The 24,029-nt window shown below is 69.4% G+C and carries 19 protein-coding genes and 2 tRNA genes; 8 read left to right on the forward strand and 13 right to left on the reverse strand.

Features of this window, described 5'->3' with window-relative positions:
- Positions 1-290 precede the first annotated feature (290 nt).
- The 3 genes from AC2DFQ_RS04065 (at position 291) to AC2DFQ_RS04075 (ending at position 4,201) form a co-directional block, all read left to right on the forward strand.
- On the forward strand, positions 291-1,118 hold the full coding sequence (locus AC2DFQ_RS04065; protein WP_484533017.1) for a DUF559 domain-containing protein: 828 nt from the start codon (positions 291-293) through the stop codon (positions 1,116-1,118).
- A 240-nt stretch (positions 1,119-1,358) separates the two neighbouring features.
- Positions 1,359-3,950, forward strand: a complete 2,592-nt coding sequence (gene valS, locus AC2DFQ_RS04070) for a valine--tRNA ligase (RefSeq protein WP_484533018.1) — start codon at positions 1,359-1,361, stop codon at positions 3,948-3,950.
- Positions 3,950-4,201 (forward strand): hypothetical protein, encoded by a 252-nt coding sequence (locus AC2DFQ_RS04075; protein WP_484509109.1) that lies wholly within the window; start codon positions 3,950-3,952, stop codon positions 4,199-4,201. Before valS ends, AC2DFQ_RS04075 begins: the two co-directional genes overlap by 1 nt.
- Here AC2DFQ_RS04075 and AC2DFQ_RS04080 read toward each other — a convergent pair.
- A complete protein-coding gene (locus AC2DFQ_RS04080) occupies positions 4,198-5,505 on the reverse strand; it encodes an MFS transporter (RefSeq protein ID WP_484533019.1) in 1,308 nt (435 codons plus the stop codon). The two genes, AC2DFQ_RS04075 and AC2DFQ_RS04080, sit on opposite strands and share 4 nt — an antisense overlap.
- 140 nt (positions 5,506-5,645) lie before the next feature.
- On the opposite strand from AC2DFQ_RS04080, the gene AC2DFQ_RS04085 reads away from it, so the two are divergent.
- Complete coding sequence (locus AC2DFQ_RS04085; protein WP_484533020.1) at positions 5,646-7,697, forward strand: M3 family metallopeptidase; 2,052 nt, start codon at positions 5,646-5,648, stop codon at positions 7,695-7,697.
- Between the two features lie 91 nt (positions 7,698-7,788).
- Here AC2DFQ_RS04085 and clpX read toward each other — a convergent pair whose 3' ends face one another.
- The 5 genes from clpX to AC2DFQ_RS04110 all read right to left on the reverse strand — a co-directional run bounded on the left by clpX (position 7,789) and on the right by AC2DFQ_RS04110 (position 12,250).
- Positions 7,789-9,057: an ATP-dependent Clp protease ATP-binding subunit ClpX gene (gene clpX, locus AC2DFQ_RS04090; protein WP_484509106.1), complete on the reverse strand. Its 1,269-nt coding sequence runs from the start codon at positions 9,055-9,057 to the stop codon at positions 7,789-7,791.
- Between the two features lie 150 nt (positions 9,058-9,207).
- The gene (locus AC2DFQ_RS04095) at positions 9,208-9,879 is read right to left on the reverse strand and encodes an ATP-dependent Clp protease proteolytic subunit (protein WP_484509105.1); all 672 of its coding nucleotides are present in this window, start codon (positions 9,877-9,879) and stop codon (positions 9,208-9,210) included.
- Between the two features lie 33 nt (positions 9,880-9,912).
- Positions 9,913-10,560: an ATP-dependent Clp protease proteolytic subunit gene (locus AC2DFQ_RS04100; RefSeq protein WP_484509104.1), complete on the reverse strand. Its 648-nt coding sequence runs from the start codon at positions 10,558-10,560 to the stop codon at positions 9,913-9,915.
- A gap of 113 nt (positions 10,561-10,673) precedes the next feature.
- On the reverse strand, positions 10,674-12,104 hold the full coding sequence (gene tig, locus AC2DFQ_RS04105; protein WP_484509103.1) for a trigger factor: 1,431 nt from the start codon (positions 12,102-12,104) through the stop codon (positions 10,674-10,676).
- Between the two features lie 72 nt (positions 12,105-12,176).
- Positions 12,177-12,250, reverse strand: a tRNA-Pro gene (locus AC2DFQ_RS04110).
- 205 nt (positions 12,251-12,455) lie between these two features.
- On the opposite strand from AC2DFQ_RS04110, the gene AC2DFQ_RS04115 reads away from it, so the two are divergent.
- Both AC2DFQ_RS04115 and AC2DFQ_RS04120 read left to right on the forward strand, forming a co-directional pair.
- Positions 12,456-12,529, forward strand: a tRNA-Gly gene (locus AC2DFQ_RS04115).
- 107 nt (positions 12,530-12,636) lie between these two features.
- Positions 12,637-12,798: a hypothetical protein gene (locus tag AC2DFQ_RS04120; RefSeq protein WP_484533021.1), complete on the forward strand. Its 162-nt coding sequence runs from the start codon at positions 12,637-12,639 to the stop codon at positions 12,796-12,798.
- A 252-nt stretch (positions 12,799-13,050) separates the two neighbouring features.
- Here the strand turns inward: AC2DFQ_RS04120 and AC2DFQ_RS04125 are convergent, their stop codons facing one another.
- The 3 genes from AC2DFQ_RS04125 to AC2DFQ_RS04135 are packed head-to-tail and all read right to left on the reverse strand — an operon-like array spanning position 13,051 to position 16,101.
- Positions 13,051-13,413 carry an A1S_2505 family phage non-structural protein gene (locus AC2DFQ_RS04125; RefSeq protein ID WP_484533022.1) on the reverse strand — a complete coding sequence of 121 codons (363 nt, stop codon included), beginning with the start codon at positions 13,411-13,413 and terminating at the stop codon, positions 13,051-13,053.
- Positions 13,414-13,422: 9 nt separating this feature from the next.
- Positions 13,423-13,974: a gamma carbonic anhydrase family protein gene (locus AC2DFQ_RS04130; RefSeq protein ID WP_484533023.1), complete on the reverse strand. Its 552-nt coding sequence runs from the start codon at positions 13,972-13,974 to the stop codon at positions 13,423-13,425.
- 9 nt (positions 13,975-13,983) lie between these two features.
- Positions 13,984-16,101: an acyltransferase family protein gene (locus AC2DFQ_RS04135; RefSeq protein WP_484533024.1), complete on the reverse strand. Its 2,118-nt coding sequence runs from the start codon at positions 16,099-16,101 to the stop codon at positions 13,984-13,986.
- Between the two features lie 171 nt (positions 16,102-16,272).
- Here AC2DFQ_RS04135 and AC2DFQ_RS04140 point away from each other — a divergent pair, with 171 nt between their 5' ends.
- A complete protein-coding gene (locus tag AC2DFQ_RS04140) occupies positions 16,273-16,758 on the forward strand; it encodes a Dps family protein (protein WP_484509098.1) in 486 nt (161 codons plus the stop codon).
- Between the two features lie 45 nt (positions 16,759-16,803).
- On the opposite strand, the gene AC2DFQ_RS04145 is transcribed toward AC2DFQ_RS04140, so the two are convergent.
- From AC2DFQ_RS04145 to AC2DFQ_RS04160, 4 genes are all read right to left on the reverse strand, one after another.
- Positions 16,804-18,291 carry an amidohydrolase gene (locus AC2DFQ_RS04145; RefSeq protein ID WP_484533025.1) on the reverse strand — a complete coding sequence of 496 codons (1,488 nt, stop codon included), beginning with the start codon at positions 18,289-18,291 and terminating at the stop codon, positions 16,804-16,806.
- Positions 18,292-18,479: 188 nt separating this feature from the next.
- Entirely contained in the window at positions 18,480-19,496 is a 1,017-nt protein-coding gene (locus AC2DFQ_RS04150) for an Fpg/Nei family DNA glycosylase (protein WP_484509096.1), read from the reverse strand.
- 105 nt (positions 19,497-19,601) lie between these two features.
- Complete coding sequence (locus tag AC2DFQ_RS04155; RefSeq protein WP_484509095.1) at positions 19,602-20,144, reverse strand: ribose-5-phosphate isomerase; 543 nt, start codon at positions 20,142-20,144, stop codon at positions 19,602-19,604.
- A gap of 10 nt (positions 20,145-20,154) precedes the next feature.
- Positions 20,155-21,348 (reverse strand): ferrochelatase, encoded by a 1,194-nt coding sequence (locus tag AC2DFQ_RS04160; protein ID WP_484533026.1) that lies wholly within the window; start codon positions 21,346-21,348, stop codon positions 20,155-20,157.
- 129 nt (positions 21,349-21,477) lie between these two features.
- Between AC2DFQ_RS04160 and pepN the strand changes: the two genes are divergently transcribed.
- The gene (gene pepN / locus AC2DFQ_RS04165; protein WP_484533027.1) at positions 21,478-24,021 is read left to right on the forward strand and encodes an aminopeptidase N; all 2,544 of its coding nucleotides are present in this window, start codon (positions 21,478-21,480) and stop codon (positions 24,019-24,021) included.
- Positions 24,022-24,029: the final 8 nt, after the last annotated feature.

The raw sequence follows: 24,029 nt of genomic DNA on the forward strand, positions 1-24,029 counted from the left end.
GGCATTCCCTCTGCCATCGCGGGTATGTCGCGGATCGAGGCGATCTCGCGAATCGAGAGATCTCAGATCGAGCGACCGCGGGTATCGAGGGGATCTCGCGAATCGAGGAGCGGCCACCCGCATCCGCTCCTCAATTCCCGCGATCTCCTCGATTCCCGCGGGCACTCGAGGCCGGCGAGTCCATGATGCGCGGATACCACTCCCCCTCCCCACCTCTCCTCCGCGGAGAGTTGTGCACGGCCACGCCTCAGCCGCGCACGCTCTGCGACTCTTCGGCCGAGGATCCCTGCATGGATGTCCTCGGATGGGTGGTCGCGCGCGGCGGGGTGGTACGCACGACGGACCTGCGTCGGGCGGGCGCGAGCGAGTACCGCATCCGCGAGCACGTCACCTCCGGGCAGCTCATCCGTCCCCGCGGCGGGTGGGTCGCCCTCCCCTACGCCGATCCGGTGCTCATCGCGGCGGCCCGTGCCGGTGTCGTCCTCACGTGCGTCACGCTCGCCGCCCGGCTCGGCCTGTGGGTGCTGCGCGACGGAGACGAGCACCACGTCGCCGCACCGGCCTCGGCCGGCGCCGTGAGAGCCCGCGGCGCCCACGTGCACTGGGCCACACCCATCGTGCCGCGTGTACCCGGTTCCCTCACCGATGCGGCGGAGAACATGCTCGCGCTGGTGGCCGCCTGCCAGCCGTATGAACGCGCGCTCGCGACCTGGGAGTCGGCGATCCAGTCGGGGATGGTCGATCTGCATCAGCTCCGCCGCCTCCCCTTTACCGGTCGAGCGCGCGAGATCCTCGACGTCGCGACCCCGTTCAGCGACTCGGGTCTGGAGACCTTCGTGCTGGTGCGCCTCCGATGGCTCCATCTGCCGATCGTGCCGCAGGCCTGGATCGCCGGGCACCGAGTGGACTTCCTCATCGGCGACCGGCTGGTGCTGCAGATCGACGGGGCGCACCATGTCGGCCAGCAGCGCGCAGAGGACATCGCCCACGACGCACTCCTGGCCACCCTCGGCTACCACGTCGTCCGAGTGGGCTACATCCAGGTCATCGACCGCTGGCACGAGGTGCAGGCTCTGGTCATGCGCGCGGTCGCGCAAGGGTTGCACCTCGCCCGCTGACGCGCGTTCCGAGGGGATCACGGGAATCGAGGATCCGGATGCGGCGAAGCCTCCTCGATCCTCGGGTTCTCCTCGATTTCCGCGGCCCAGGCCCCGGCGCGAAACCCCGCCCAGGCCCCGGCGCGAGTCGGGGACGCAGGGGCCGGGCGAGCCGGAGGGGGTCCGGAGCGGACGGTAGAATCGAGGCGATCCCACACTCAGGCACGTTCACACGGTGCCGCACATATCGAGGAGCCTTCCGTGACCGACGCGCACATTCCCGACAAGCCCGCCCTGGAGGGTCTCGAGCAGAAGTGGGATGCCGCGTGGACCCAGCAGGGCACGTACCTGTTCGACAGGGTCCGCGCCGTGGAGGCCGGTCGTGGGGGCGTCTTCTCGGTCGACACCCCGCCGCCGACGGCCTCCGGGAGTCTCCACATCGGCCACGTCTTCAGCTACACGCACACCGATGTCAAGGTGCGCTTCGAGCGCATGCGTGGCAAGACCGTGTTCTACCCGATGGGGTGGGACGACAACGGCCTGCCCACCGAGCGGCGCGTGCAGAACTATTACGGGGTGCGCTGCGACCCGTCCCTGCCGTACGACGCGGGCTTCGCCCCGCCCTACGAGGGAGGCGACAACAAGTCGAGCAAGGCCGCCGACCAGGTGCCCATCAGCCGCCGCAACTTCATCGAGCTGTGCGAGCGCCTGACGGTCGAGGACGAGAAGACCTTCGAGGCGCTGTGGCGCTCCCTCGGCCTGAGCGTGGACTGGACCCAGACCTACCGCACGATCTCCGACGAGACGATGCGCAGCAGCCAGCTGGCGTTCCTGCGTAACCTGGAGCGCGGCGAGGCCTACCAGGCACTGGCTCCGACCCTCTGGGATGTCGATTTCCGTTCCGCGATCGCCCAGGCCGAGCTCGAGGATCGCGATCAGCCCGCGGCCTACCACCGCCTCGCCTTCCACGGCGCGGACGGAGACGTCTTCATCGAGACCACGCGCCCCGAGCTTCTGCCGGCGTGCGTCGCACTCGTGGCGCACCCCGACGACGAGCGCTACCAGGCGCTCTTCGGATCGACCGTGCGCACGCCCCTGTTCGACGTGGAAGTGCCCGTGCTCGCCCACCCGCTCGCCCAGCCCGACAAGGGCTCGGGCATCGCGATGATCTGCACCTTCGGTGACGTCACCGACATCATCTGGTGGCGCGAACTCGACCTCCCCAACCGCACGATCATCGGCCGCGATGGCCGGGTCCTCGCCGATGCCCCCGATGTGATCGAGACGGATGCGGCGAAGGCCGCGTACGCGGAGCTGGCCGGCAAGACCGTGTTCAGTGCGAAGAAGCGCATCGTGGAGTTGCTGCAGGAATCCGGCGACATGATCGGCGACCCCAAGCCCTTCACCCATGCGGTGAAGTTCTTCGAGAAGGGCGACCGGCCGCTGGAGATCGTCTCCACGCGCCAGTGGTACCTCCGCAACGGCGCCCGCGATGCCGCACTGCGTGAGCGTCTCATCGCGCTCGGCCAGGAGATCGCGTGGCATCCCGACTTCATGCGGGTCCGCTACGAGAACTGGACGAACGGGCTCACCGGCGACTGGCTCGTGTCGCGCCAGCGTTTCTTCGGGGTTCCGATCCCGGTCTGGTACGGCCTGGACGAGAACGGCGACCGCGACTACGACCGGGTGCTGACCCCCGACGCCGCGGCACTCCCGGTCGACCCCACCACCGACGTCCCCCCCGGCTACACCGAAGGCCAGCGCGGCGTGCCGGGCGGGTTCGACGCCGAACGCGACATCTTCGACACGTGGGCCACGTCGTCCCTCACGCCGCAGCTGGCCGGCGGATGGCAGCGGGACGAGGAGCTGTGGAACACCGTCGCCCCGTTCGACCTTCGCCCGCAGGGCCAGGACATCATCCGCACGTGGCTCTTCTCCACCCTGCTGCGCAGCGCACTGGAGGACGGCCGGGCGCCCTGGTCGGATGCGGCGATCTCCGGCTTCATCGTCGACCCCGACCGCAAGAAGATGTCGAAGTCGAAGGGGAACGTGGTCACCCCGGCCGACATCCTCGTCCAGCACGGTTCCGACGCGGTCCGCTACTGGGCGGCGTCGAGCAGGCTCGGCACCGATGCGGCGTTCGATCCGCAGAATCCCACGCAGATCAAGATCGGCCGACGTCTGGCCATCAAGCTGCTCAACGCCGCCAAGTTCGTCCTGTCCTTCCCTGTCCCCGAGGGGGCGGAAGTGACCCACGCGCTGGATGCCTCGATGCTGGCCACCCTCGACGGGGTCGTGCACGAGGCGACGAAGGCGCTGGAGGCCTACGACCACGCCCGCGCCCTCGAGGTGACGGAGTCGTTCTTCTGGACGTTCTGCGACGACTACCTCGAGCTGGTCAAGGAGCGTGCGTACGACCGCACCGACGTCGGCCAGGCCTCCGCGGCCCTGGCCCTCCGTCTCGCGCTGTCGACGCTCCTCCGCCTCTTCGCCCCGGTGCTGGCCTTCGCGGCGGAGGAAGCCTGGTCGTGGTTCAACGACGGTTCGGTGCACACCGCCCCGTGGCCGGAGCCAATCGCCCCCGACCAGACCACGACGGGGGGCACGGCCGGTGACCCTGCGGTGCTGGCCGCCGTGGGCGAGGCGTTGATCGGGATTCGCCGCGCCAAGACCGAGGCCAAGGTCTCGCAGAAGACGCCGGTGGATGCGATCACCCTGGCGGGACCGTCCGCGGATGCGTTGCGTCTCGCGGAGGGCGACCTCCGCGCCGTCGGACGCATCGCCTCCCTCACGTTCGTGGATGCCGACACCACGGCGGTCCTCGACATCCAACTCGCCACGCAGGAGAACTGATGCAACTCGGAACCCGTTGGACCTTCGGCGACACTCCGCCCGCTGCCGTGCCCGAGGCGCTGCACGCACAGATCGCGGCGGTGGAGCGGCTGCTTCCGGCAGACCAGCTCGCTCACCAGCCCGCGCCGCGCTGGACGTTGACCTGGCTGGAACACCGCCCCGTCGCCGAACTGGACACCGGTGTGATCGTCACGGTCGACCCGAACGGCGAGGTCGTCGTGCGCAAGGACGACGACACCGGCATCTCTTAGTCGTCCTCGACCGCCGGGGCGCCGGCCTCGGCCCCGGCTTCCCGCGTTCCGCGGATGAGGAGCCGGGCGGAGCCCAGCGTCGTGATGAGGACCAACGCGGCGGCGACAACGAACGGCAGCCGCAGATCGACGCGCGCCACGACGCCCCCGAGCACGGTGGCGACGGGGAAGAGTCCCCATGTCAGCATTCGGATCACCCCCAGCACCCGTCCGAAGAGCATCGGCGGCACGATCTGCTGTCGAAGGGCGGCCCAGGGGACGTTCCAGAGCGACACCGCGAAGGCGAACACGGCGAAGGACACGACCGCGACGACCACCCCTGGCGCCAGCCAGATCGCTGTCATCCCCGCCACGGCCACGAGGTTCGCGCCCAGCATGACCGGGCCGCGGCCGAAGCGGCGCACGAACCATGCCGCGAGGACCGACCCGAGGATGGCGCCCACTCCCAGGCCCGCCGTGACGAACCCGATTGCCCCGGGGGCGACCCCCTGTTCGTCGAGGAAGTACAGCAGCGTCGTCGCCTGCGCGAAGCTGAACGCCGAACCGAGGACTGAGACGAACACGACCATGGCCCGGAGGTAGCGGTGCCGCGCGAGATAGCGGAGAGCGTCGCGCGTCGGGACTCGCGCGGGGGGCGCAGGGACCGCGCCCGGGACCAAGGGCGGTTCAACCGAGGGCGATTCAGCCGTGGGCAGCGAAGGGGCCTGGCGGAGCGGTCGCGCGGCCGTCAACGGCAGGAAGAGGGCGAGGACCACCGGCACGAGATATCCGGCCGCTCCGAACCACAGCGGCAGCGCGAGCGCGACGGCGTACAGGACTCCCGCCATGGGCGTCGCCACGAAATTGTCGATCGTGCCCTGCGCAGCCTGGATGCGCCCGTTGGCGCGCTCGAGCTGATCGCGGCGAACGACGCTGGGGACGACGGCGTTGGTGGCGTTGTCGAAGAGCGTCTCGCCGACCCCGAACAGAAGGGTGCCGATCATCAGGGCGGCCACCGTCATGTCGCCGGTCGCTCCGAGAACCGCCAGCCACAGCGCGGCCGCGCCCCGCAGCCCATTCGCCGCGGCCATCACCATCCGCCGATCGAAGCGGTCGACGACCATGCCGGCGGGAAGGCCGAACACGAGCCAGGGCAGGAAGGCGAGGGCGCCGAACAGGGAGATGATCAGCGGGTCGCTCGTGAGGGTGGTCGCGATCAACGGCACCGCGGTGCGCCCCACCCCGTCCGCGAAATTGCTGAAGGCCGCTGCGCTCCAAAGCTTGCCGAAGTCTCGCCCCAGGCCGTCGCCAGCGAGAGCAGTCATGTCAGGATCCTCCGGTGATACCGTCAGCGGAATGCGTGCGCGCACTCGCATGCAAGACAAGCTCTGCATCGCCCTTGCACATTCCCGTTCGGCGCGCACCCGCCACCGGGAACGCGGCCGGGTCTGGCTACGCTGGCGGGATGGATCGCACCAACCTCCTCCTCACGGCCAGCGGCCTGCCCCACGGACTCCCCGATTACGCCGCCATTCGGGCCGACGACTATCTGCCGGCGTTCCAGGAGGCCATGGCCGCACAACGCTCCGCGGTGGACGCGATCGCCGGAGCGGCTGAGCCGCCCACGTTCGAGAACACCCTGCGCGCCCTGGAGGACAGCGGTGAGATGCTGGACCGCGTCGCCCGCACGTTCTACACCGTGTCGTCCGCGGACGCGAGCGTGGAGATCCAGGACATCGAAGAGACGCTCGCCCCGCTGATGTCCGCGCACCAGGACTCCATCGCGCTCGATGCGGACCTGTTCGCCCGCATCCAGACCATTCACGACGGCCTCGGCGACCTCGACCTCACCGACGAGCAGCGGTACCTCGTGCAGCGCCGATTCCGGGAGATGTCACGTGCCGGCGCAGGCCTGAGCGATGACGAGAAGTCGCAGCTCATGGACATCAACCGGCGCCTGTCGGTGCTGACGACGACGTTCGAGAAGAACCTCCTGGCCGACACCAACGACCTCGCCGTCGTGTTCGACGACGCCGCAGAACTCGATGGCCTGTCGGACGGGGAGCTCTCCGCGGCCGCGCAAGCCGGTGCCGATCGCGGACTTCCCGGAAAGTACGTCGTCACGCTGACGCTGTTCACCGGCCACCCGTATCTGTCCGCCCTGACCGTCCGCGAGAGCCGCCGACGGCTCCTCGAGGCCTCGCGCGCCCGTGGCATCCGGGGCAATGCCAACGACAACCGCGGCGTGCTGCACGAGATCGCACGGCTGCGCGCGGAACGTGCGCACCTGCTGGGATACCCCAGCCACGCCGCCTACGTCACCGCCGACCAGACGGCAGGGTCGCCCGAGGCCGTCCACGCGATGCTTCGCCGGCTCGCTGTGCCCGCCGCCCGCAACGCCCGGCGAGAGGAGCAGAAGCTGCAGGAGCTCCTCGACCACGAACCGAGTACGTTCACCCTCGAGGCGCACGACTGGGCGTTCTACACCGAGAAGGTGCGCGCGGCGGAGTACGACCTCGATCGCACGGCGCTGCGTCCCTGGTTCGAGGCGGAACGCGTGCTCACGGACGGGGTCTTCTTCGCGGCCGAGCGCCTCTACGGCGTCCGGTTCCGCGAGCGGGCAGATCTGACCGCGTACCACCCGGACGCCCGTGTGTTCGAGGTGTTCGAGCCCGACGGCTCGTCGCTGGGGTTGTACATCCTCGACCTGTACACACGCGAGACCAAGCGGGGCGGGGCGTGGATGAACTCCATCGTCGTGCAGTCCGACCTCCGGCGCACGACTCCGGTCGTCGTCAACAACCTCAACGTCGCCAAGCCCGCGGCGGGAACCCCGACCCTCCTCACCCTGGATGAGGTGACCACCCTCTTCCACGAGTTCGGCCACGCGCTGCACGGGCTGTTCGCCCGGGTCACGTATCCGCACTTCGGAGGAACCGCCGTATTCCGGGATTTCGTCGAGTTCCCCAGTCAGGTGAACGAGATGTGGATCTTCGAGCCGGAGATCCTCGCCAACTACGCCCGGCATGCGGACTCGGGCGAGCCGCTGCCCGCCGACGTGGTGGACCGCCTGCACGCGTCGGAGGCGTTCAATCAGGGCTTCGCGACGAGCGAGTACCTCGCCGCGTCCTGGATCGACCAGGCGTGGCACGCACTGTCGGCGCGAGATGCGTCCGCAGACGTCGATGTGAGCACCTTCGAGCAGGCGGCGTTGGCCGACATCGGCCTGGACAACCCGGTCATTCCGCCGCGGTACGCCTCCTCGTATTTCCAGCACGTGTTCTCCGGAGGGTACAGCGCCGGGTACTACTCGTACATCTGGAGCGAGGTGCTCGATGCCGACACCGTCGAGTGGTTCCGGGAGAACGGCGGTCTCCGCCGCGAGAACGGCGATCGCTTCCGCGCGCGACTGCTCGGCGTCGGTGGCTCCAAGGACCCACTCGAGGCGTACCGCGATTTCCGCGGGCGGGATGCGGAGATCGAGCCGCTCCTGGAACGACGCGGGCTGACCGACTGACGCGGGCGGCGCCTACCGTAGCGTGCGGGCAGGCGCCTCCGGAGAGGCGTGTTCACACGGTAGGAGCGGCCGCCGACATCGCGCGCGAAGGTCAGGCGGTCTTGCGCTTCTGGTGCAACACGAGCGTGGGGGTCGCGCCTTCCTCGACGGAGGCCTGCGTGATGATCACCTTCGCCACGTCGTCGGCGGAGGGGATGTCGAACATGATCGGCCCGAGCACGTCTTCGAGGATCGCGCGGAGCCCGCGGGCTCCGGTCTTGCGCCCGACGGCGAGGTCGGCGATGGCGCGGAGCGCATCCTGCTCGAATTCGAGCTGCACGCCGTCGATCTCGAACATCCGCTGGTACTGCTTGACCAGCGCGTTCTTGGGACCGGTGAGGATCTCCATGAGCGCGTCCTGGTCGAGGGGGTGGACCGACGCCACGACGGGAAGGCGCCCGATGAACTCGGGGATGAGGCCGAACTTGTGCAGGTCTTCCGGCAGCACCTCTCCGAAGAGGTTCTGGTCGCCGTCCTTGTCGTAGAGCGGCGCACCGAAACCGACGCCGTGCTTGCCGACCCGCGAGGAGATGATGTCCTCCAGGCCCGCGAAAGCGCCGGCCACGATGAACAGCACGTTCGTCGTGTCGATCTGGATGAACTCCTGATGAGGATGCTTGCGGCCACCCTGGGGCGGCACCGAGGCGACCGTACCCTCGAGGATCTTCAGCAGCGCCTGCTGCACGCCCTCGCCGGAGACATCGCGGGTGATGGAGGGGTTCTCCGCCTTGCGGGCGATCTTGTCGACCTCGTCGATGTAGATGATGCCCGTCTCGGCACGCTTGGTGTCGAAATCCGCGGCCTGGAGGAGCTTGAGGAGGATGTTCTCGACGTCCTCGCCGACGTAGCCTGCCTCGGTGAGCGCCGTCGCGTCGGCGACCGCGAAGGGGACGTTCAGGCGCTTGGCCAGCGTCTGGGCCAGGTAGGTCTTGCCGCACCCGGTCGGGCCGAGCAGGAGGATGTTGCTCTTGGCGATGTCGACGTCCTCGGCGCGCTGTTCCGCGGACTGCAGGGTGCCGTGCGCACGGATGCGCTTGTAGTGGTTGTAGACCGCGACTGACAGGGCGCGCTTGGCGGCATCCTGCCCGACCACGTACTCCTCCAGGAAGGAGAAGATCTCGCGAGGCTTGGGAAGGTCGAACTCCGAGACGACACCGGCGGAGGACTCCGCCATCCGCTCCTCGATGATCTCGTTGCACAGCTCGACGCACTCGTCGCAGATGTAGACGCCGGGTCCGGCGATCAACTGCTGGACCTGCTTCTGGCTCTTTCCGCAGAAGGAGCACTTGAACAGGTCGGCGCTCTCACCGATGCGTGCCATCCGGCTCTCCTCTACAGGGCGGTCGTTCAGGGTGGTTCGAGCCTAACCGCTGCAGCGGACATCGGAGCGTATTGGGACGGCCCGTATCAGCGCACCGTGCGCGGGAACGCCGAAGCCCCCGTCGACGTACGACGGGGGCTTCGGATCGGATCAGCGGGTGAGGGCTGCCGGGGTGCGCTTGCGGGTCGTGAGGACCTGGTCGACCAGTCCGTACGTGACGGCCTCCTCGGAGGAGAGGATCTTGTCACGGTCGATGTCCTTGTTGACCTCTTCCTGCGTGCGGTTGGAGTGCTTCGCGAGCGTCTCCTCCAGCCAGGTGCGCATGCGCATGATCTCCTGCGCCTGGATCTCGATGTCCGAGGCCTGGCCGTGGCCGGCCTCGCCCATCGCAGGCTGGTGGATCAGGATGCGGGCGTTCGGAAGCGCCAGGCGCTTGCCCGGCGCGCCGGCAGCCAGCAGCACCGCGGCCGCGGAAGCGGCCTGGCCGAGCACGACGGTCTGGATCTGCGGCGAGACGTACTGCATCGTGTCGTAGATCGCGGTCATCGCGGTGAAGGATCCGCCCGGCGAGTTGATGTACATGATGATGTCGCGGTCGGGGTCCTGGCTCTCCAGAACCAGGAGCTGCGCCATCACGTCGTCCGCGGATGCATCGTCCACCTGGACACCCAGGAAGATGACGCGGTCCTCGAACAGCTTGTTGTACGGGTCCTGACGCTTGTAGCCGTAGGCCGTACGCTCCTCGAACTGCGGGAGGACGTACCGGCTGCCGGGCGACTGCAGCGCCTGCGGGTTCACGCCGCCGAAAGTGGGGGTCTGCATATCGGGAATGTCCTTACTCTCTCGACGCGGGTCTCAGGCAGCCGGTCCGCTGTCGGCGGTGCCGCCGCCACCGATGACGTCGGTCGCGGATTCACGGATGTGGTCGACGAAGCCGTACTCCAGCGCCTGCTGGGCGCTGAACCAGCGGTCACGGTCGCCGTCGGCGTTGATCTGCTCGACCGGCTTGCCGGTCTGAGCTGCGGTGATCTCGGCGAGCCGCCTCTTCATGTCGAGGATGAGCTGCGCCTGGGTCTGGATGTCGCTGGCGGTGCCGCCGAAGCCGCCGTGCGGCTGGTGGAGCAGGACGCGGGCGTTCGGCGTGATGTACCGCTTGCCCTTGGTGCCGCTGGTCAGCAGCAGCTGCCCCATCGAGGCGGCCATGCCGATGCCGACGGTCACGATGTCGTTCGGGACGAACTGCATCGTGTCGTAGATGGCCATGCCGGCGGTGATGGAGCCGCCCGGCGAGTTGATGTAGAGGTAGATGTCCTTCTCGGAGTCTTCGGCAGCCAGCAGAAGGATCTTGGCGCAGATCTCGTTCGCGTTGTCGTCGCGCACCTCTGAGCCGAGCCAGATGATGCGGTCTCTCAGCAGCCGGTCGAAGACGCTTGTTGCGACCAGGGGTTCGGGCATGTGTGCTCCTGTTTCCGTTCGATCTGGCTTCGAATCTACCGGCGCCATTTGACCCCGGTACGCGTGTTCGCCGTGGGCAGATCAGCCGTGCCCCCAGCGCCGTGAATGGCGGATGCCCCGGCCCCGCGTGTGCGCGGAGACCGGGGCATCCGGAAAGGGTCTTACTCGGCGGCGTCGGCCTTCTTCTTCGCCGGGGCGCGCTTCTTCTTGGCCGGCTTCTCCTCGGCCTCGATCACCTCGTCGGCCTCGGCGGCCGCATCCGCGATCTCCTGGGCCTCCTCGACGACCTCGTCCTCGGGGTCCGACTCGGTCTCCTCGACGGCCACGAAGCCGCTGAGGTCCACCGGGTTGCCGTTGGTGTCGACGACGTTCACCCGGCCGAGCGCCACGGCGAGGGCCTTGTTGCGCGCGACCTCGCCCATGATCGCGGGCAGCTGGTTGCCCTGCTGCAGCGCGTCGACGAACTCCTGCGGCGCCATGCCGTACTGCGCGGCCGACTGGATGAGGTACTGGGTCATCTCGTCCTGGGAGACCTGCACGTTCGCCTCTTCGGCGACCTTGTCCAGCAGCATCTGCGTGCGGAACTGCTTCTCGCTGGCCTCGGCCACCTCGGCGCGGTGCACGTCGTCTTCGAGCCGGTTCTCGTTCTCGAGGTGGGTGCGCACCTCGTCTTCGATCAGCTGCGGCGGCACGGGGATCTCCACCTGCGCGAGGAGCTCGTCCACGAGCTTGTCGCGCGCGGCCGAACCCTGCGTGAAGGTGGACTGCTGGCCGACGCGGTCCTTGAGGCTCTCGCGGAGTTCCGCGATCGTGTCGAACTCGCTCGCTACCTGCGCGAAGTCGTCGTCGGCCTCGGGGAGCTCGCGCTCCTTCACGGCGGTGACGACGAGGGCGACCTCGGCCTCTTCGCCGGCGTGGTCGCCACCGACGAGCTTCGAACGGAACGTGGTCTCCTCGCCGGCCGTCAGCGACTCGATGGCCTCGTCGATGCCCTCGAGCAGCTCGCCGGAGCCGACTTCGTACGACACGCCTTCGGCGCGGTCGATCTCGGCGCCGTCGATCGTGGCGACGAGGTTCAGTTCGACGAAGTCACCGGTAGCGGCGGGGCGGTCGACGGTCACCAGCGTGCCGAAGCGGCCGCGCAGGCGGTCGAGCTCCTCGTCGATCGCGGCCTCGTCCACCTCCACCGCATCCACAGTGACCGTGATGCCCTCGTAGGCGGGCAGGTCGAACTCGGGGCGCACGTCCACCTCGACGTCGACGATGAGGTCGCCGGAGTAGTCCTTCAGCTCCGGCAGCTCGACGATCTCGGCGTTGGGACGGCCGATCACCCGCAGGTTCTGGGCCTCGACGGCCTCGCGGTAGAACTTGTCCAGTCCCTCGTTGACGGCGTGCTCCATGACCGCGCCGCGACCGATGCGCTGGTCGATGATCGGAGCCGGCACCTTTCCCTTGCGGAAGCCGGGGATCTGCACGTCCTGCGCGATGTGCTCGTACGCGTGCGCGATGCTGGGCTTGAGCTCGTCGGGTGAGACCGTGATGTGCAGCTTCACCCGCGTCGGGCTGAGCTTCTCGACGGTGCTGTTGACCATGCCTTTTCGTTCTCCTCGTGCTGGTCCGCGCGCAGAAGCGGCGGTCATAGGTCTGGGTCGTGGGGTATCTCGTCGGGGCGACAGGATTTGAACCTGCGGCCTCCCGCTCCCAAAGCGGGCGCTCTACCAAGCTGAGCTACGCCCCGGGCGGTGCGCACGTGCGCGCACGACGAACATCCCCCCGAAGTCTAGTCGATCCGGCCGTGGCGGGTCTGTGCACCCCGGGCTTGACAGCGCCCTCCGGCTGCGCACCACCCCGGCATCCGATTCATCCGTGCGCGGCAGGCGTCGCGGGTCGGAGGGTGGTCTCGCGTTCCGTTAGACTCGGGATGCTGCGGCGTGAGCCGTTGCGGGGATGTAGCTCAATGGTAGAGCCTCAGTCTTCCAAACTGATGGTGCGGGTTCGATTCCCGTCATCCCCTCCACATCTCGCGTGCGCCGCCACACGGCGCGCCGCATCCCCCTACGGTGGCGGTCGGTATCGTCCCATCGGATGATGTGCCGCCGAGCGCCCGCGCCTTAGCGTCAGAGCATGGACGTCTTCGCGCTGTTCCACCCCTCCGCGCACGATGCGCGGCTGGACTGGCAGAGCCGGCAGCAGCTCCCGGCACCCGTCCCCTCGCCAGGCGAGGGTGAGCGGCCCGGCGAGATCCGGGACGGACGCATCGTCATCGAGGTCCCCCCTCGCAGCTGACGCCGATCGGCCAGTCCGCCACGGCGGATGACGTCGGAGGATCGCACCAAGGTCGGAGGATTTCCGGCTGATGCTCCGACCACGGTCAGAACCTCCGGCCTCTGTCAGGCCCGGTCGAGTACTCCTACACGGCGGGTGAGGCGAGCCCCGCTTAGCGCTGCCCCGGCGCGCCCCGCTCCCGTCGGAGGATCGGACGAAGGTCGGAGGATCTCCGGCTGATGCTCCGACGAAGGTCAGAACCTCCGACCTCCGTCAATCCCGCTCGAGCACGGCGACGAAGCTCTCCGGCAGGACGACGTTCTCCGGTGCGCCGGCGAAGAAGCCCGCGACCTGATCGGGCGTGTAGCCGGCGATGCCGCATCCGACCTCCGTCACGAGGAACCGCAACTCCGGATGCTGCCGGGCGACGTCGAGGAACCTCGCGGCCTGCTCCGCGAAGACCCGCAGGCCCGACATCGTGTCGATGCCGTACGACTGACCCTGCAGCCCTTCGGACTGGCCCCAGATCGCACCGAAGCGGTCGTACGCGAAGCGTGCCGCTCCCCCGCCGTGGGCGCCGGACGCGTTCGAACCGAAGACGAAGACCTCGCCGGGCTGCAGCGAATCGATGCGCATGGCGCGAGGTTACGGCGCGCTCGATGCGGCGTCCACCGCGGCGGTATGGGTGCGCACATGGCCGCGGTAGATGTCGGCGTTCGCCCGGAGGCGCGCACGCTCCTGCGCCGTCAGCTCACGCCGTACTTTGGCGGGCACACCGGCCACGAGGGAGCCGTCGGGGATGACCGCGCCCTCGAGCACGACCGCTCCGCCGGCGATGAGGCAGCCGGCTCCGATGACGGCGCCGGAGAGGATGACGCTTCCCATGCCGATGAGCGAACCGTCCCCGATCGTGCAGCCGTGCACCACGGCGTTGTGTCCCACGGAGACGTTCTCGCCGATGCGCACCGGGTAGTCCGCATCCACGTGTACCGACACGTTGTCCTGCAGGTTGCTCCCGGCGCCGACGGTGATCGGCGCGCTGTCGGCCCGCAGCACGGCGTTGTACCAGACGCTCGCCTCGCCGGCGAGTGTCACGTCGCCGATCACGCGCGCGCCGGGGGCGACGAAGGCGGAAGCGTCCACCGCGGGGGCGGCGCCGGGGAGGGCGAGAACGGTGGCGTCGGCGGCGATCGTCATGGTGCGAGCCTAGCGAGGCGACGCGAGCGCGCCCGCGACGGCCCCCGTGATCCAGGGAGCCAGGGTGTCGGCGAACGTCACGGTCAGGTGGTCCTGATCCCGGTACACGTTCGCGCCGCCCACGACCGGTGAGCACGAGTCGTCGGTGCAGTAGACATCGGTGAAGTCCAGCAGCGTGACCCCGTCGGCCCCCTCCGCCGCCGCACGGAGCGGGTCATCGGCCACCAGGACGTCCGCGCGCGGGGCGTCGCACGTGGCGGCGTCCCGCGTGCGCAGGCACTTGTTCGGGTCGGTCTCCCACACGGGGTTGTCCACCACGGTGATCACGGGGATGCCCCGATCGGTCATGGTGGCCCATGCCTCGCGGTAGCCGGCCACGGCCGCCTCGTACGACGAGTCGTACCCGGCAGAGGAGTACGGCGTCGTGGCGAGGGCCGCGGTGAAGACGGCGTCCACGTCGGCGCGCTCCAACTCGGCTCCGACCTCGTCCCGCCACTGGGTGCAGGCCTGCCCGAACGCACCGGGCGTCGCCAGCGGCGTGGTGTTCCACGGGCAGGCACCCTTGAAGAACGTCGTCAGGCGCCACCCCTCGCGCTCGGCGATGCGCTGGAAGGTCGGCAGCAGCTGGTACGCGTGGCTGTCGCCGACGAGCGCGACGGTGGGAGCATCCGGGGCGTCCGAACCGAACTCGCACGACACGGCCTCCGCGTTGTTCAGCTGCACGAAGCACTGCTCGTCCGCGGGGCGGTCCACACCCGCGAAGCCGGTGGAGGGCAGGATCGTGTCCTCCCAGTCGGTCGCCGCGCACTGCGGCTCCAGCACCGCGGCGGCCCCGAAGCAGGCGGGCGGGTCGTCGCGCAGTTGCTCGAGCGCCTGCACGCCGTCACGGTACGCCGGCGCGTTCACCGCCCACGCCGTCCCCGCCACGGCCCCCACCAGCACCATCGCGGCCAGCGACGACCACAGCGTCACCCGCGCCGGGCGCGATGTCAGCGCACGCCACGACCGGGCCGGATCCTCCACGAACCTCTTGGTCAGCCAGGCGAGCACGAAACACAGCACGAGCAGCGCGACGCGATGATAGATCGTCAGGCCCCAGAACGGCACCGACGGGGCGATGACGATCAGCGGCCAGTGCCACAGGTACAGCGAGTACGAGATGTTGCCGACGAACTGCGCGGGCCGCAGCGACAGGATGCGCGTCGGGTACCACCAGCGCCGGGTGTTGGAGGCGGCGATGATCGCGGCGGCCCCGAGGGTGGGAAGCGCCGCGGCGTAGCCGGGGAACGGGGTCTGACCGTCGAAGCGGAACGCCACGAACAGCAGCACGAGGATGCCGCCCCAGCCGAGAACGAAGCTGATCACCGGATGCTCCACCCGCAGCAGCGGGACGAGGGCGAGCATGGCGCCCACACCGAACTGCCACATCCGACCGAAGGTGACGAAGTAGGCCGGCGCCGGGTCGGTGAGGGTGAACACGACGCAGAACACGAAGGAGGCGAGGGAGACCGCTCCGAGGACGACGAGCACCGTGCGGGCCGTGCGTCCGCGGAACCACTTCACCGCCATCCATGCGGCCAGCAGCATCAGCAGCGGCCACATCACATAGAACTGCTCCTCCAGCGACAGCGACCAGTAGTGCTGCACGGTGGTGGGTTCGCCCCCGTGGCCGAGGTAATCGGCCGAGGTGAATGCGAGGAACCAGTTCTCCACGTAGAACGTCGACGCGAGGATCTCCTGCACCTCGTTCGGGAGCGCGGACGTCGGCGTCAGGTACGGCGACAGCGCAGCGATCGCGCAGAAGAGGAGGACGAGGAGCGAGGCCGGGAGCAGGCGCCGCGCCCGGCGCGCCCAGAACTGACCGAGCCGGACCGTGCCGGTGGCGGTGAGCTCGCGCATGAGGTGGCCGGTGATGAGGAAGCCGGAGATGACGAAGAAGATGTCCACGCCCACGTACCCGCCCGGGAGGCGCCCGGGCCAGAAGTGGTAGAGCACCACGAACAGCACCGCGATGGCGCGCAGCCCCTGCACGTGCGGCAGGAAGCGGGCCGGTTCGGCGTGCTCGGGCGACCGGTCGGCGGGCAACCGGCGGCGCACCTCGGCGGGTTCGCCGAGATTCTGGGGCACGGGAGCAGGATCGGCGGAGGGCACCTCTCGACGGTAGTCGACCCGGCGCACGGTGCCGGGATTTCCGCGCGTTCACGCGGGTGTAAGCCGAGCCTTGGCTTGCTTGCGGAATGTCGGGCGCTGAGTAGCGTTGACGCCAGTGGGCCCGCCCTGGGGCTCCGAGGAGGACATATGAGCAACGTAGAGACCCCGACCGCCACCACCGCCGACACCACGATGGCCGCCGCGACCGCGCAGTTCCTCTCCCCCGTCGTGCTCGGCCTCGAAGCCCTCGTCGTCAACGGCAAGCAGGCGCACTGGCACGTGCGCGGATCCAACTTCGTCGGCGTGCACGAGCTGCTCGACACGATCGTCGCGCACGCTCAGGAGTGGGCCGACCTCGCCGCCGAACGCATCGTCGCCCTCGGCCTTCCCGTGGACTCGCGGCTGCAGACCGTCGCGGCCAAGGCGAAGGAGACCGCTGTGCCGGCGGGCTTCGCCCCGTCCGACGTCATCATCCGCGCCGTCATCTCCGACATCGATGCCGTGCTGGTCGAGCTGCAGGCGGCGATCGACGGACTGGACGAGTTCGACCTGTCGACGCAGGACGTCGCGATCGAGATCAAGCGGGGCCTCGACAAGGACCGCTGGTTCCTGTTCGCGCACCTCGCCGCGTAACGCCTTCCGTACGAAGCCCCCGGTCGCACCGGGGGCTTCGTCGTCTCACGCGCTGTGCGTGACGCGCCCGGCCAGGAGCGTCGCCCGCACGCGCATCGCCCGCATCCCCGACTCGTCCACCGTCCGCGGGTCGCCCTCGCACAGGGCGAGGTCGGCGAGACCGCCCGGTTCCACGCGCGCGCCGCGGGTGGAACCGCCCGCCGTGGATGCGGCCAGCGCGGTGTCCACGTCGATCCCCTCGTACAGCTGCCACGGGTCGCGGCCACCTCGCGTGCGGAAGACGGCCCCCGCGATCGCCGCCCACGGGTCCAGCGGCGATACCGGCGCGTCCGACCCGAATCGCAGATTGGCACCGGCGTCGGCGAGCGAGCGCAGCGGGTAGGGCTGGGCCGTCTGATCCGCCCACAGCGTGTCGGTCAGATCGCGATCATCCAGGGCGTGCTCGGGCTGCACGCTCGCCGCGACCCCCAGGCGCGCGAACCGCGGGATGTCCGCACGCGCGACGAGCTGCGCGTGCTCGATCGAACCGGTCGCGCCGGTGAGTGCGAACGCGTCCAGCGCGGAGGTGTTGGCGACATCGCCGATCGCGTGGACGGCGCAGGCGAGGCCGGCGCCGGTCGCCCGGGTCATCAGCTCCCGCAGCGCCTCCGCGCCCACCGTCAGGGTGCCGTGATCGCCGTCCGGGTACGCGTGGGAGCACGCCGCTGTGCGGGTGCCGAGCGATCCGTCCGTGATCACCTTCAGGCCCCCGACGCGCACCAGCCCGGAGGTACTCCCCGGCACCGGGTCGCCGGTGCGCAGTCCCTCCGCGACGGCCGCGTCGAGGTGCTCGGGATAGATCCCGTACGAGACCCGGAGGCGGTCGAATCCCGCGGCGACCCGACGTACCCACGCCGCGTGGTTCCAGGCCATGTCCAGGTCGACGATCCCGACGACACCGCGCGAGGCGGCTTCCTGGGCGATCGCGGCGACGTGGCGGTCGGAGGTCGCAGCATCCACGGCGTTCAATCGCCGGCAGATCTCGAAGGCGTCCTCCTCGCGGAGCATGCCCGCGGCATCGGCCGGCAGACCCTCACGGCGGAGGGCGGCGGAGTTCAGCCACACGCTGTGCACGTCCGCGTTGATCAGGTAGGTCGGGATGTCGCCGGTGGCCGCATCGAGCACCTCCAGGGTCGGGGCATCCGGCCAGAACGCGTCGCGGAAGCCCGTGCCGACGCGGCGACCCCCCGTCTGCGGCGCCGCCCCCATGACCGCTGCCGCTTCGGCTGCCGAGCCGGTCTCCCTCAGCGGCACGCGCACCGCCACCATCGCGGCCTGGAGCACGTGGACGTGATGGTCCCACAGTCCGGGAACGAGCCACCCGCCCTCCCCCTCGATGACGGCACCGACCGACGGCAGAGCGCCGGTGGGCGCGATGTCGCGGATGCGACCGCCGGCGAGGAAGACATCGACCGGTTCGTCGTCCACGAGCATTTCGCGTCCGGCGCCGGCCACACGCACGCCACGGAGCGTGCCGATCTGCTCGCCGATCATGCGCCGACACGCCCGGCAACGGTGGGGTCATCCGTCATCACGGAGCTCGGGTTCTGCCGCATGCCCCCAGCCTATTTGCGCGCTCGCCGCCCCACGGTCAGCGCCCACCCGCCCCGAGAAACGACATTCCGGATGAGACACGACGCGCGGCGGTGCGTCTCATCCGGAACATCGTTTCTCGCCGAGGTTCAGGCCTGGCAGCTCGGGCACCAGTACAGGTTTCGGCCCGCGGCCTCCTCGACCACGATCGCGGTGCCGCAGATCCGGCAGGGCAGCCCGGCGCGGTGATAGACCCAGTGCCGGTCGTCGCGGCTCGCCATGGCGCGTCGGTACGCGTCGGGGTCGAGGTCGTCCATCGTCATCATCTGACCGGTCTCCACACCGATCGTCAGCAGCCGCACCCAGTCGCGCCAGAGTCCCCGCACGACCTCCTCCGGCACGTCGCGTCCGGGGATGTGCGGGTTCTGCCGGGCGCGGAAGAGCAGTTCAGCCCGGTACACGTTGCCGATGCCGCTGACCACCGACTGATCCATCAGCAGGAGCCCGATCGGGGTCGCCTTGCGGCGGACGGCGGAGACGAACCGCTCCTCACCTGCGGCGGCGCCGTCCACCAGCGGATCCGGGCCGAGCTTGGCGATCGACGCGGCGACCTCGTCGGGCGTCTGCAGGGCGCACGCCGTGGGGCCGCGGAGGTCGGCGCACGTCACGTCGGTGAGCAATCGCAGACGCACCTGGCCGACCACGGGAGGCGGCCACTCGGTCTCCTCCTGCATGCCGGTGGTCTGCTCGGACATGCGGATGCGGCCGCGCGCCTTGCGCGGGGCTCCGATGGAGGACAGCGAGTTCTCCCCGGCGCTGTCGAGGATCGGCGCAGCATCCGCCACGGAGGCCTCGTCGAGGTCGGTGCCCCGCTGGTTGGTCTGGCCCATCCGGCCGTTGGCCGATGCGATCGTGGGGTCGACGAGGATCTCGCCGGCGAAGTCCCACGCGCCGTACAGGCCGAGGTGCACGCGCAGCCACAGGTCGCCCTCGAACTCGAGGAACATCTGCTTTCCCACCGCACGGGCGGCGAGGGCGACGCGTCCGTCGAGCAGCGACGCGCCCTCGGCGAACCGCCCCTGGGGGCTGGATGCCGCCACCGGGCGCCCGACGAAATTGCGGTCGAACTGGCGAGCGATGCGGTGGACGGAATGCCCTTCGGGCATCAGCCTGCACCCGGTCGAACCAGCAGAGCGTCGAAGATCCTGAGGCAGGCCATCAGCCTGCACCCGGTCGAACCAGCAGAGCGTCGAAGATCCTGAGGCAGGCCATCAGCCTGCCTCAGGATCGAAGCTGTCACCATCCGCGAGCACGTCGGGGCCCCCGACGGTCGCGCGCGGGTCGGGAGCGAGCGCCCCGTCCAGCTCGAACGCGGCGATCTGTGCGATGCGCCGCATGTGCCGTTCTTCGTTGGAGAAGGGCGTGGCGATGAAGCGATCGATGAATGTGGCGGCCTCGTCGAAGGTGTGCTGACGGGCGCCGATCGCGATCACGTTCGCGTCGTTGTGCTCGCGGGCCAGTTCCGCCGTCGCGATGCTCCACACGAGGGCTGCGCGCACTCCGCGCACCTTGTTCGCGGCGATCTGCTCGCCGTTTCCCGATCCGCCGAAGACGACGCCCAGCGTTTCGATACCGTCCTCCTGATCGCGGACGACCGCCTGCGCCGCCCGGATGCAGAACGCCGGATAGTCATCGACGGCGTCGTACTCGACCGGCCCGTGGTCGATGATCTCGTGCCCCTGCGATGCGAGGTGGTGCTGCAGGTGCGTGGAGAAATCCAGACCCGCGTGGTCGGTGGCGATGTGGATGCGCATGCCAGTCATCCTAAGGAGCGACGCCGGCGGCAGCGGGCTTGAACCCCGCCCGCACGTTCTCGCAGCATCCCGGCCGGCAGACGTCGAACCACGGCCCCAAAGAGGTCGCGTGCGGGCGGTCGGCGGCGGGCGTGCCGCGAAGCCGCTCCTGGATGAGGTCGACGAGCCCGGACACGTACGCCGGTTCCACCCCCGGCGTCGGGGTGCGGACCGCACGCAGGCCGGCCTCGGCAGCGGCCTCCATCGCCTCGGTGTCGAGATCCCACAGCACTTCCATGTGGTCGCTGACGAAGCCGAGCGGCACGATCGCCACCGCGCTCACGCCCTGCTGGGGAAGCCCGGCGATGACGTCGTTGACATCGGGCTCCAGCCAGGGCTGGCTCGGCGGGCCCGAGCGTGATTGGTAGACGAGCTCCCACGAGACATCCGCGGTCGTCTCGGCGACCTCTGTCATCACCAGTTCCGCGACCGCGCGATGCTGCGCGGCGTACGCGCCGCCCTCGCCAAAGTCCACGTCCCGCGGCCCCGAACGCTGGGCGTCGGCGAGCGGGATGGAGTGCGTGGAGAACAGCACCCGGATGGCATCGGGGGCCACTCCCTCGGCGAGGAACCCCGCCACCGCCGTGCGCACACCCTCGACGAAGGTGGCGACGAAGCCGGGGTGGTCGAAGAACTGCCGCACCTTGTCGATCGTGACCGTCTCGCCCAGGCCCGTGGATTCGAGCACGCGGGCGAAGTCCTCGCGGTACTGCCGGCAGCTGGAGAAGGAGCTGTACGCGCTGGTGGCGATGGCCAGGAGCGTCGTGTCACCGGCGGCCGAGGCATCCTGCACCGCCTCCTCGAGATACGGACCCCAGTTGCGGTTGCCCCAGTACACCGGCAGGTCGAGGCCGCGTCGGGCGATCTCGGCCTCCAGCGCGGCCTTCAGCGCACGGTTCTGCGCGTTGATGGGGCTGACACCGTCGAAGTGGCGATAGTGGTGGGCCACTTCCTCGAGCCGTTCATCGGGGATACCGCGTCCACGGGTGACATTGCGCAAGAACGGGATGACGTCATCCTGCCCCTCCGGTCCCCCGAAGCCGGCGAGAAGGATCGCGTCATACGCCACGGGCTCCTCGACCCAGGGCAGCCCACTGCGCGCGGCACGGCTGGCGTACGGAACCTCGGCGGGTTCAAGGGGCGGTGGGGGGGCTTCGTGGGACACCCTCCCATCCTCTCACCGTCCACCGGGCCCTCGTCGGTCGCGCACGTCGACGCTAGGCTGGGGCGGTTGCCACCGGCGTCAGCAGCGCTGTTCGCGACATCCCGCCCTGACACCCCTGGGAGCTAGCACGTGCCTGGAGAGAACCTCACCCGCCTCGAAGCGCAGGAACGCCGCGCCGTCGTCGACACGCACTCGTACGAGGTCGCCCTCGATCTGACCCGCGGCGCCGAGACGTTCGGGTCGCGAACGGTCATCCGATTCGGCGCCGCCGAGGGTGCCGACACCTTCGTCGACCTCATCGCGCGCGAGGTGCACCGGATCACCCTCAACGGCCGGACGGTGGAGACCAGTGCGTTCGCCGACTCGCGCATCGCGCTCAGCGGCCTCCAGGCGGAGAACGAGCTCGTCATCGAAGCCGAGTGCCTGTACACCAACACCGGCGAGGGCCTCCACCGCTTCGTCGACCCCGTCGACGGGGAGCTGTACCTGTACTCGCAGTTCGAGGTGCCCGATTCGCGCCGCATGTACGCGGTGTTCGAGCAGCCCGACCTCAAGGCGACGTTCCAGTTCACCGTCACGGCACCCGAGCCGTGGTCGGTCGTCTCGAACTCCCCTACCCCCGATCCCCAGCGCCACGGCGACGGCACGGCCACCTGGGTGTTCGAGCCCACCCCGCGCATCTCCTCGTACATCACGGCGCTGATCGCGGGACCATACGAATCCACGTTCTCCGAGTTGACGAGCGCCTCCGGCCGCGTCATCCCCCTCGGCGTGTACGCACGCAAGAGCCTGTGGCAGCACCTCGACGCCGACTACGTCTTCGAGAAGACGCGACAGGGGTTCGCGTACTACGAGGAGAAGTTCGACTATCCCTACCCGTTCGCCAAGTACGACCAGCTGTTCGTCCCGGAGTTCAACGCCGGGGCGATGGAGAACGCCGGCGCGGTGACCTTCACCGAGTCCTACGTCTTCCGCAGCAAGGTCACCGACGCGATCCGCGAGCGGCGCGTGGTCACGATCCTGCACGAGCTCGCGCACATGTGGTTCGGCGACCTCGTGACGATGAAGTGGTGGAACGGTCTGTGGCTGAACGAGTCGTTCGCCGAGTGGGCGTCGACCATCGCCACGGCCGAGGCCACCGAGTGGACCGAGGCGTGGACGACCTTCAACGCCATGGAGAAGACGTGGGCGTACCGGCAGGACCAGCTGCCGTCGACCCACCCCGTCGTCGCCGAGATCAACGACCTCGAGGATGTCCAGGTCAACTTCGACGGCATCACCTACGCCAAGGGCGGCTCGGTCCTCAAGCAGCTGGCCGCATGGGTGGGGATCGAGCAGTTCTTCGCCGGGGTCGCGGCCTACTTCGCCACGCACGAGTGGTCCAACACAGAGCTCGATGATCTGCTGACCGAACTCGAGCGCACCAGCGGACGCGAGCTGGGCGGCTGGTCGAAGAAGTGGCTCGAGACCGCCGGCGTGAACACGCTGTCGCCGCTGATCGACGAAGCCTCCGACGGGACGATCTCCCGGTTCGCGATCGTGCAGACCGCGCCCGCCGATTACCCGACCATCCGCCCGCACCGCCTGGGGGTCGGGTTCTACGCCCTCACCGACGGCGCGCTCGAGCAGGTGCACTACCTCGAGCTCGATGTCGACGGCGATCGCACCGACGTGCCGGAGCTGAAGGGTCAGAAGCGCCCGGATCTGGTGCTCCTGAACGACCGCGACCTCGCGTACGCCAAGATCCGCCTCGACGACCGGTCGCTGCGCACGGCGATCGCGCACCTCAAGGACATCAGCGACCCGCTCTCCCGCTCCCTCGTGTGGGGTGCGGCATGGGACCAGACCCGCGATGCGGAAGCCTCCGCCAGCGACTACGTCGACCTGGTGCTGAGCAACATCGGGTCGGAGACCGAATCGACCACGGTTCGGACGACCCTCGCGCAGCTCCAGCTCGCCGCCAACGCCTACGTCAGCCCCGAGACACGGGATGCCACGCGCGAACGGGTCGCCGACAGCCTGTGGTCACTCGCACAGGCAGCCGAGCCGGGAAGCGACAGCCAGCTGCAGTTCGTCACGGCGTTCGCCTCCGCCGCATCCACCGCCGAGCAGTGGGGTCGCGTCCGCGCCCTCCGCGACGGCGAGACGGTGCTCGCGGGGCTCGAGGTCGACACCGACCTGTCGTGGCAGCTCCTGGTCTCCCTGGCCGCGGGCGGCCTGGTGGATGTCGGAGACATCGACGTCGCCCTGGCCGCCGACAACACCGCCAAGGGCGGGGAGTTCGCCGCGCAGGCGAAGGCCGCCCTCCCGGGAGCCGACGCCAAGCGTGCGGCGTGGGAATCCCTCGTCACCACCGACGACGCGCCCAACACGATCGTGCGCGCGGCTGCCGCCGGCTTCGTACACCCCGCGACGGTGGACGCGCTCGCGGATTTCGTGAAGCCCTACTTCGACATGCTGCTGCCGGTGTGGGAGTCGCGCTCGTACCAGATCGCGCAGTACCTCATCGTGGGCCTCTACCCTGCGCCGCTGGCCGATGTGGCCCTGCGTGACGCGACGCGGGCGTGGCTGTCCGAGCACCCGGATGCACCGCCAGCGCTCCGCCGCCTCGTGCACGAGAACCTCGCCGGGGTCGAGCGTGCGCTGTCGGTGCAGGACCGGGACGCGGAGTAGCGCATGGG

This window comes from Microbacterium sp. Z11_20 (genome assembly GCF_057197605.1).

Excerpts from the sequence above, each read along its gene's own strand:
- AC2DFQ_RS04145 (WP_484533025.1), bottom strand. The coding sequence starts at position 18,291 with ATGATCGGCGAGCAGATCGGCACGCTCCGTGGCGTGCGTGTGGCCGGC.
- AC2DFQ_RS04095 (WP_484509105.1), bottom strand. The coding sequence starts at position 9,879 with ATGCAGACCCCCACTTTCGGCGGCGTGAACCCGCAGGCGCTGCAGTCG.
- AC2DFQ_RS04120 (WP_484533021.1), top strand. The coding sequence starts at position 12,637 with ATGGACGTCTTCGCGCTGTTCCACCCCTCCGCGCACGATGCGCGGCTG.
- AC2DFQ_RS04125 (WP_484533022.1), bottom strand. The coding sequence starts at position 13,413 with ATGCGCATCGATTCGCTGCAGCCCGGCGAGGTCTTCGTCTTCGGTTCG.
- AC2DFQ_RS04100 (WP_484509104.1), bottom strand. The coding sequence starts at position 10,560 with ATGGCGCCGGTAGATTCGAAGCCAGATCGAACGGAAACAGGAGCACAC.
- AC2DFQ_RS04150 (WP_484509096.1), bottom strand. The coding sequence starts at position 19,496 with ATGCCCGAAGGGCATTCCGTCCACCGCATCGCTCGCCAGTTCGACCGC.
- AC2DFQ_RS04080 (WP_484533019.1), bottom strand. The coding sequence starts at position 5,505 with ATGACTGCTCTCGCTGGCGACGGCCTGGGGCGAGACTTCGGCAAGCTT.
- AC2DFQ_RS04155 (WP_484509095.1), bottom strand. The coding sequence starts at position 20,144 with ATGCGCATCCACATCGCCACCGACCACGCGGGTCTGGATTTCTCCACG.
- tig (WP_484509103.1), bottom strand. The coding sequence starts at position 12,104 with ATGGTCAACAGCACCGTCGAGAAGCTCAGCCCGACGCGGGTGAAGCTG.
- AC2DFQ_RS04085 (WP_484533020.1), top strand. The coding sequence starts at position 5,646 with ATGGATCGCACCAACCTCCTCCTCACGGCCAGCGGCCTGCCCCACGGA.
- AC2DFQ_RS04130 (WP_484533023.1), bottom strand. The coding sequence starts at position 13,974 with ATGACGATCGCCGCCGACGCCACCGTTCTCGCCCTCCCCGGCGCCGCC.
- clpX (WP_484509106.1), bottom strand. The coding sequence starts at position 9,057 with ATGGCACGCATCGGTGAGAGCGCCGACCTGTTCAAGTGCTCCTTCTGC.
- AC2DFQ_RS04065 (WP_484533017.1), top strand. The coding sequence starts at position 291 with ATGGATGTCCTCGGATGGGTGGTCGCGCGCGGCGGGGTGGTACGCACG.
- AC2DFQ_RS04140 (WP_484509098.1), top strand. The coding sequence starts at position 16,273 with ATGAGCAACGTAGAGACCCCGACCGCCACCACCGCCGACACCACGATG.
- AC2DFQ_RS04075 (WP_484509109.1), top strand. The coding sequence starts at position 3,950 with ATGCAACTCGGAACCCGTTGGACCTTCGGCGACACTCCGCCCGCTGCC.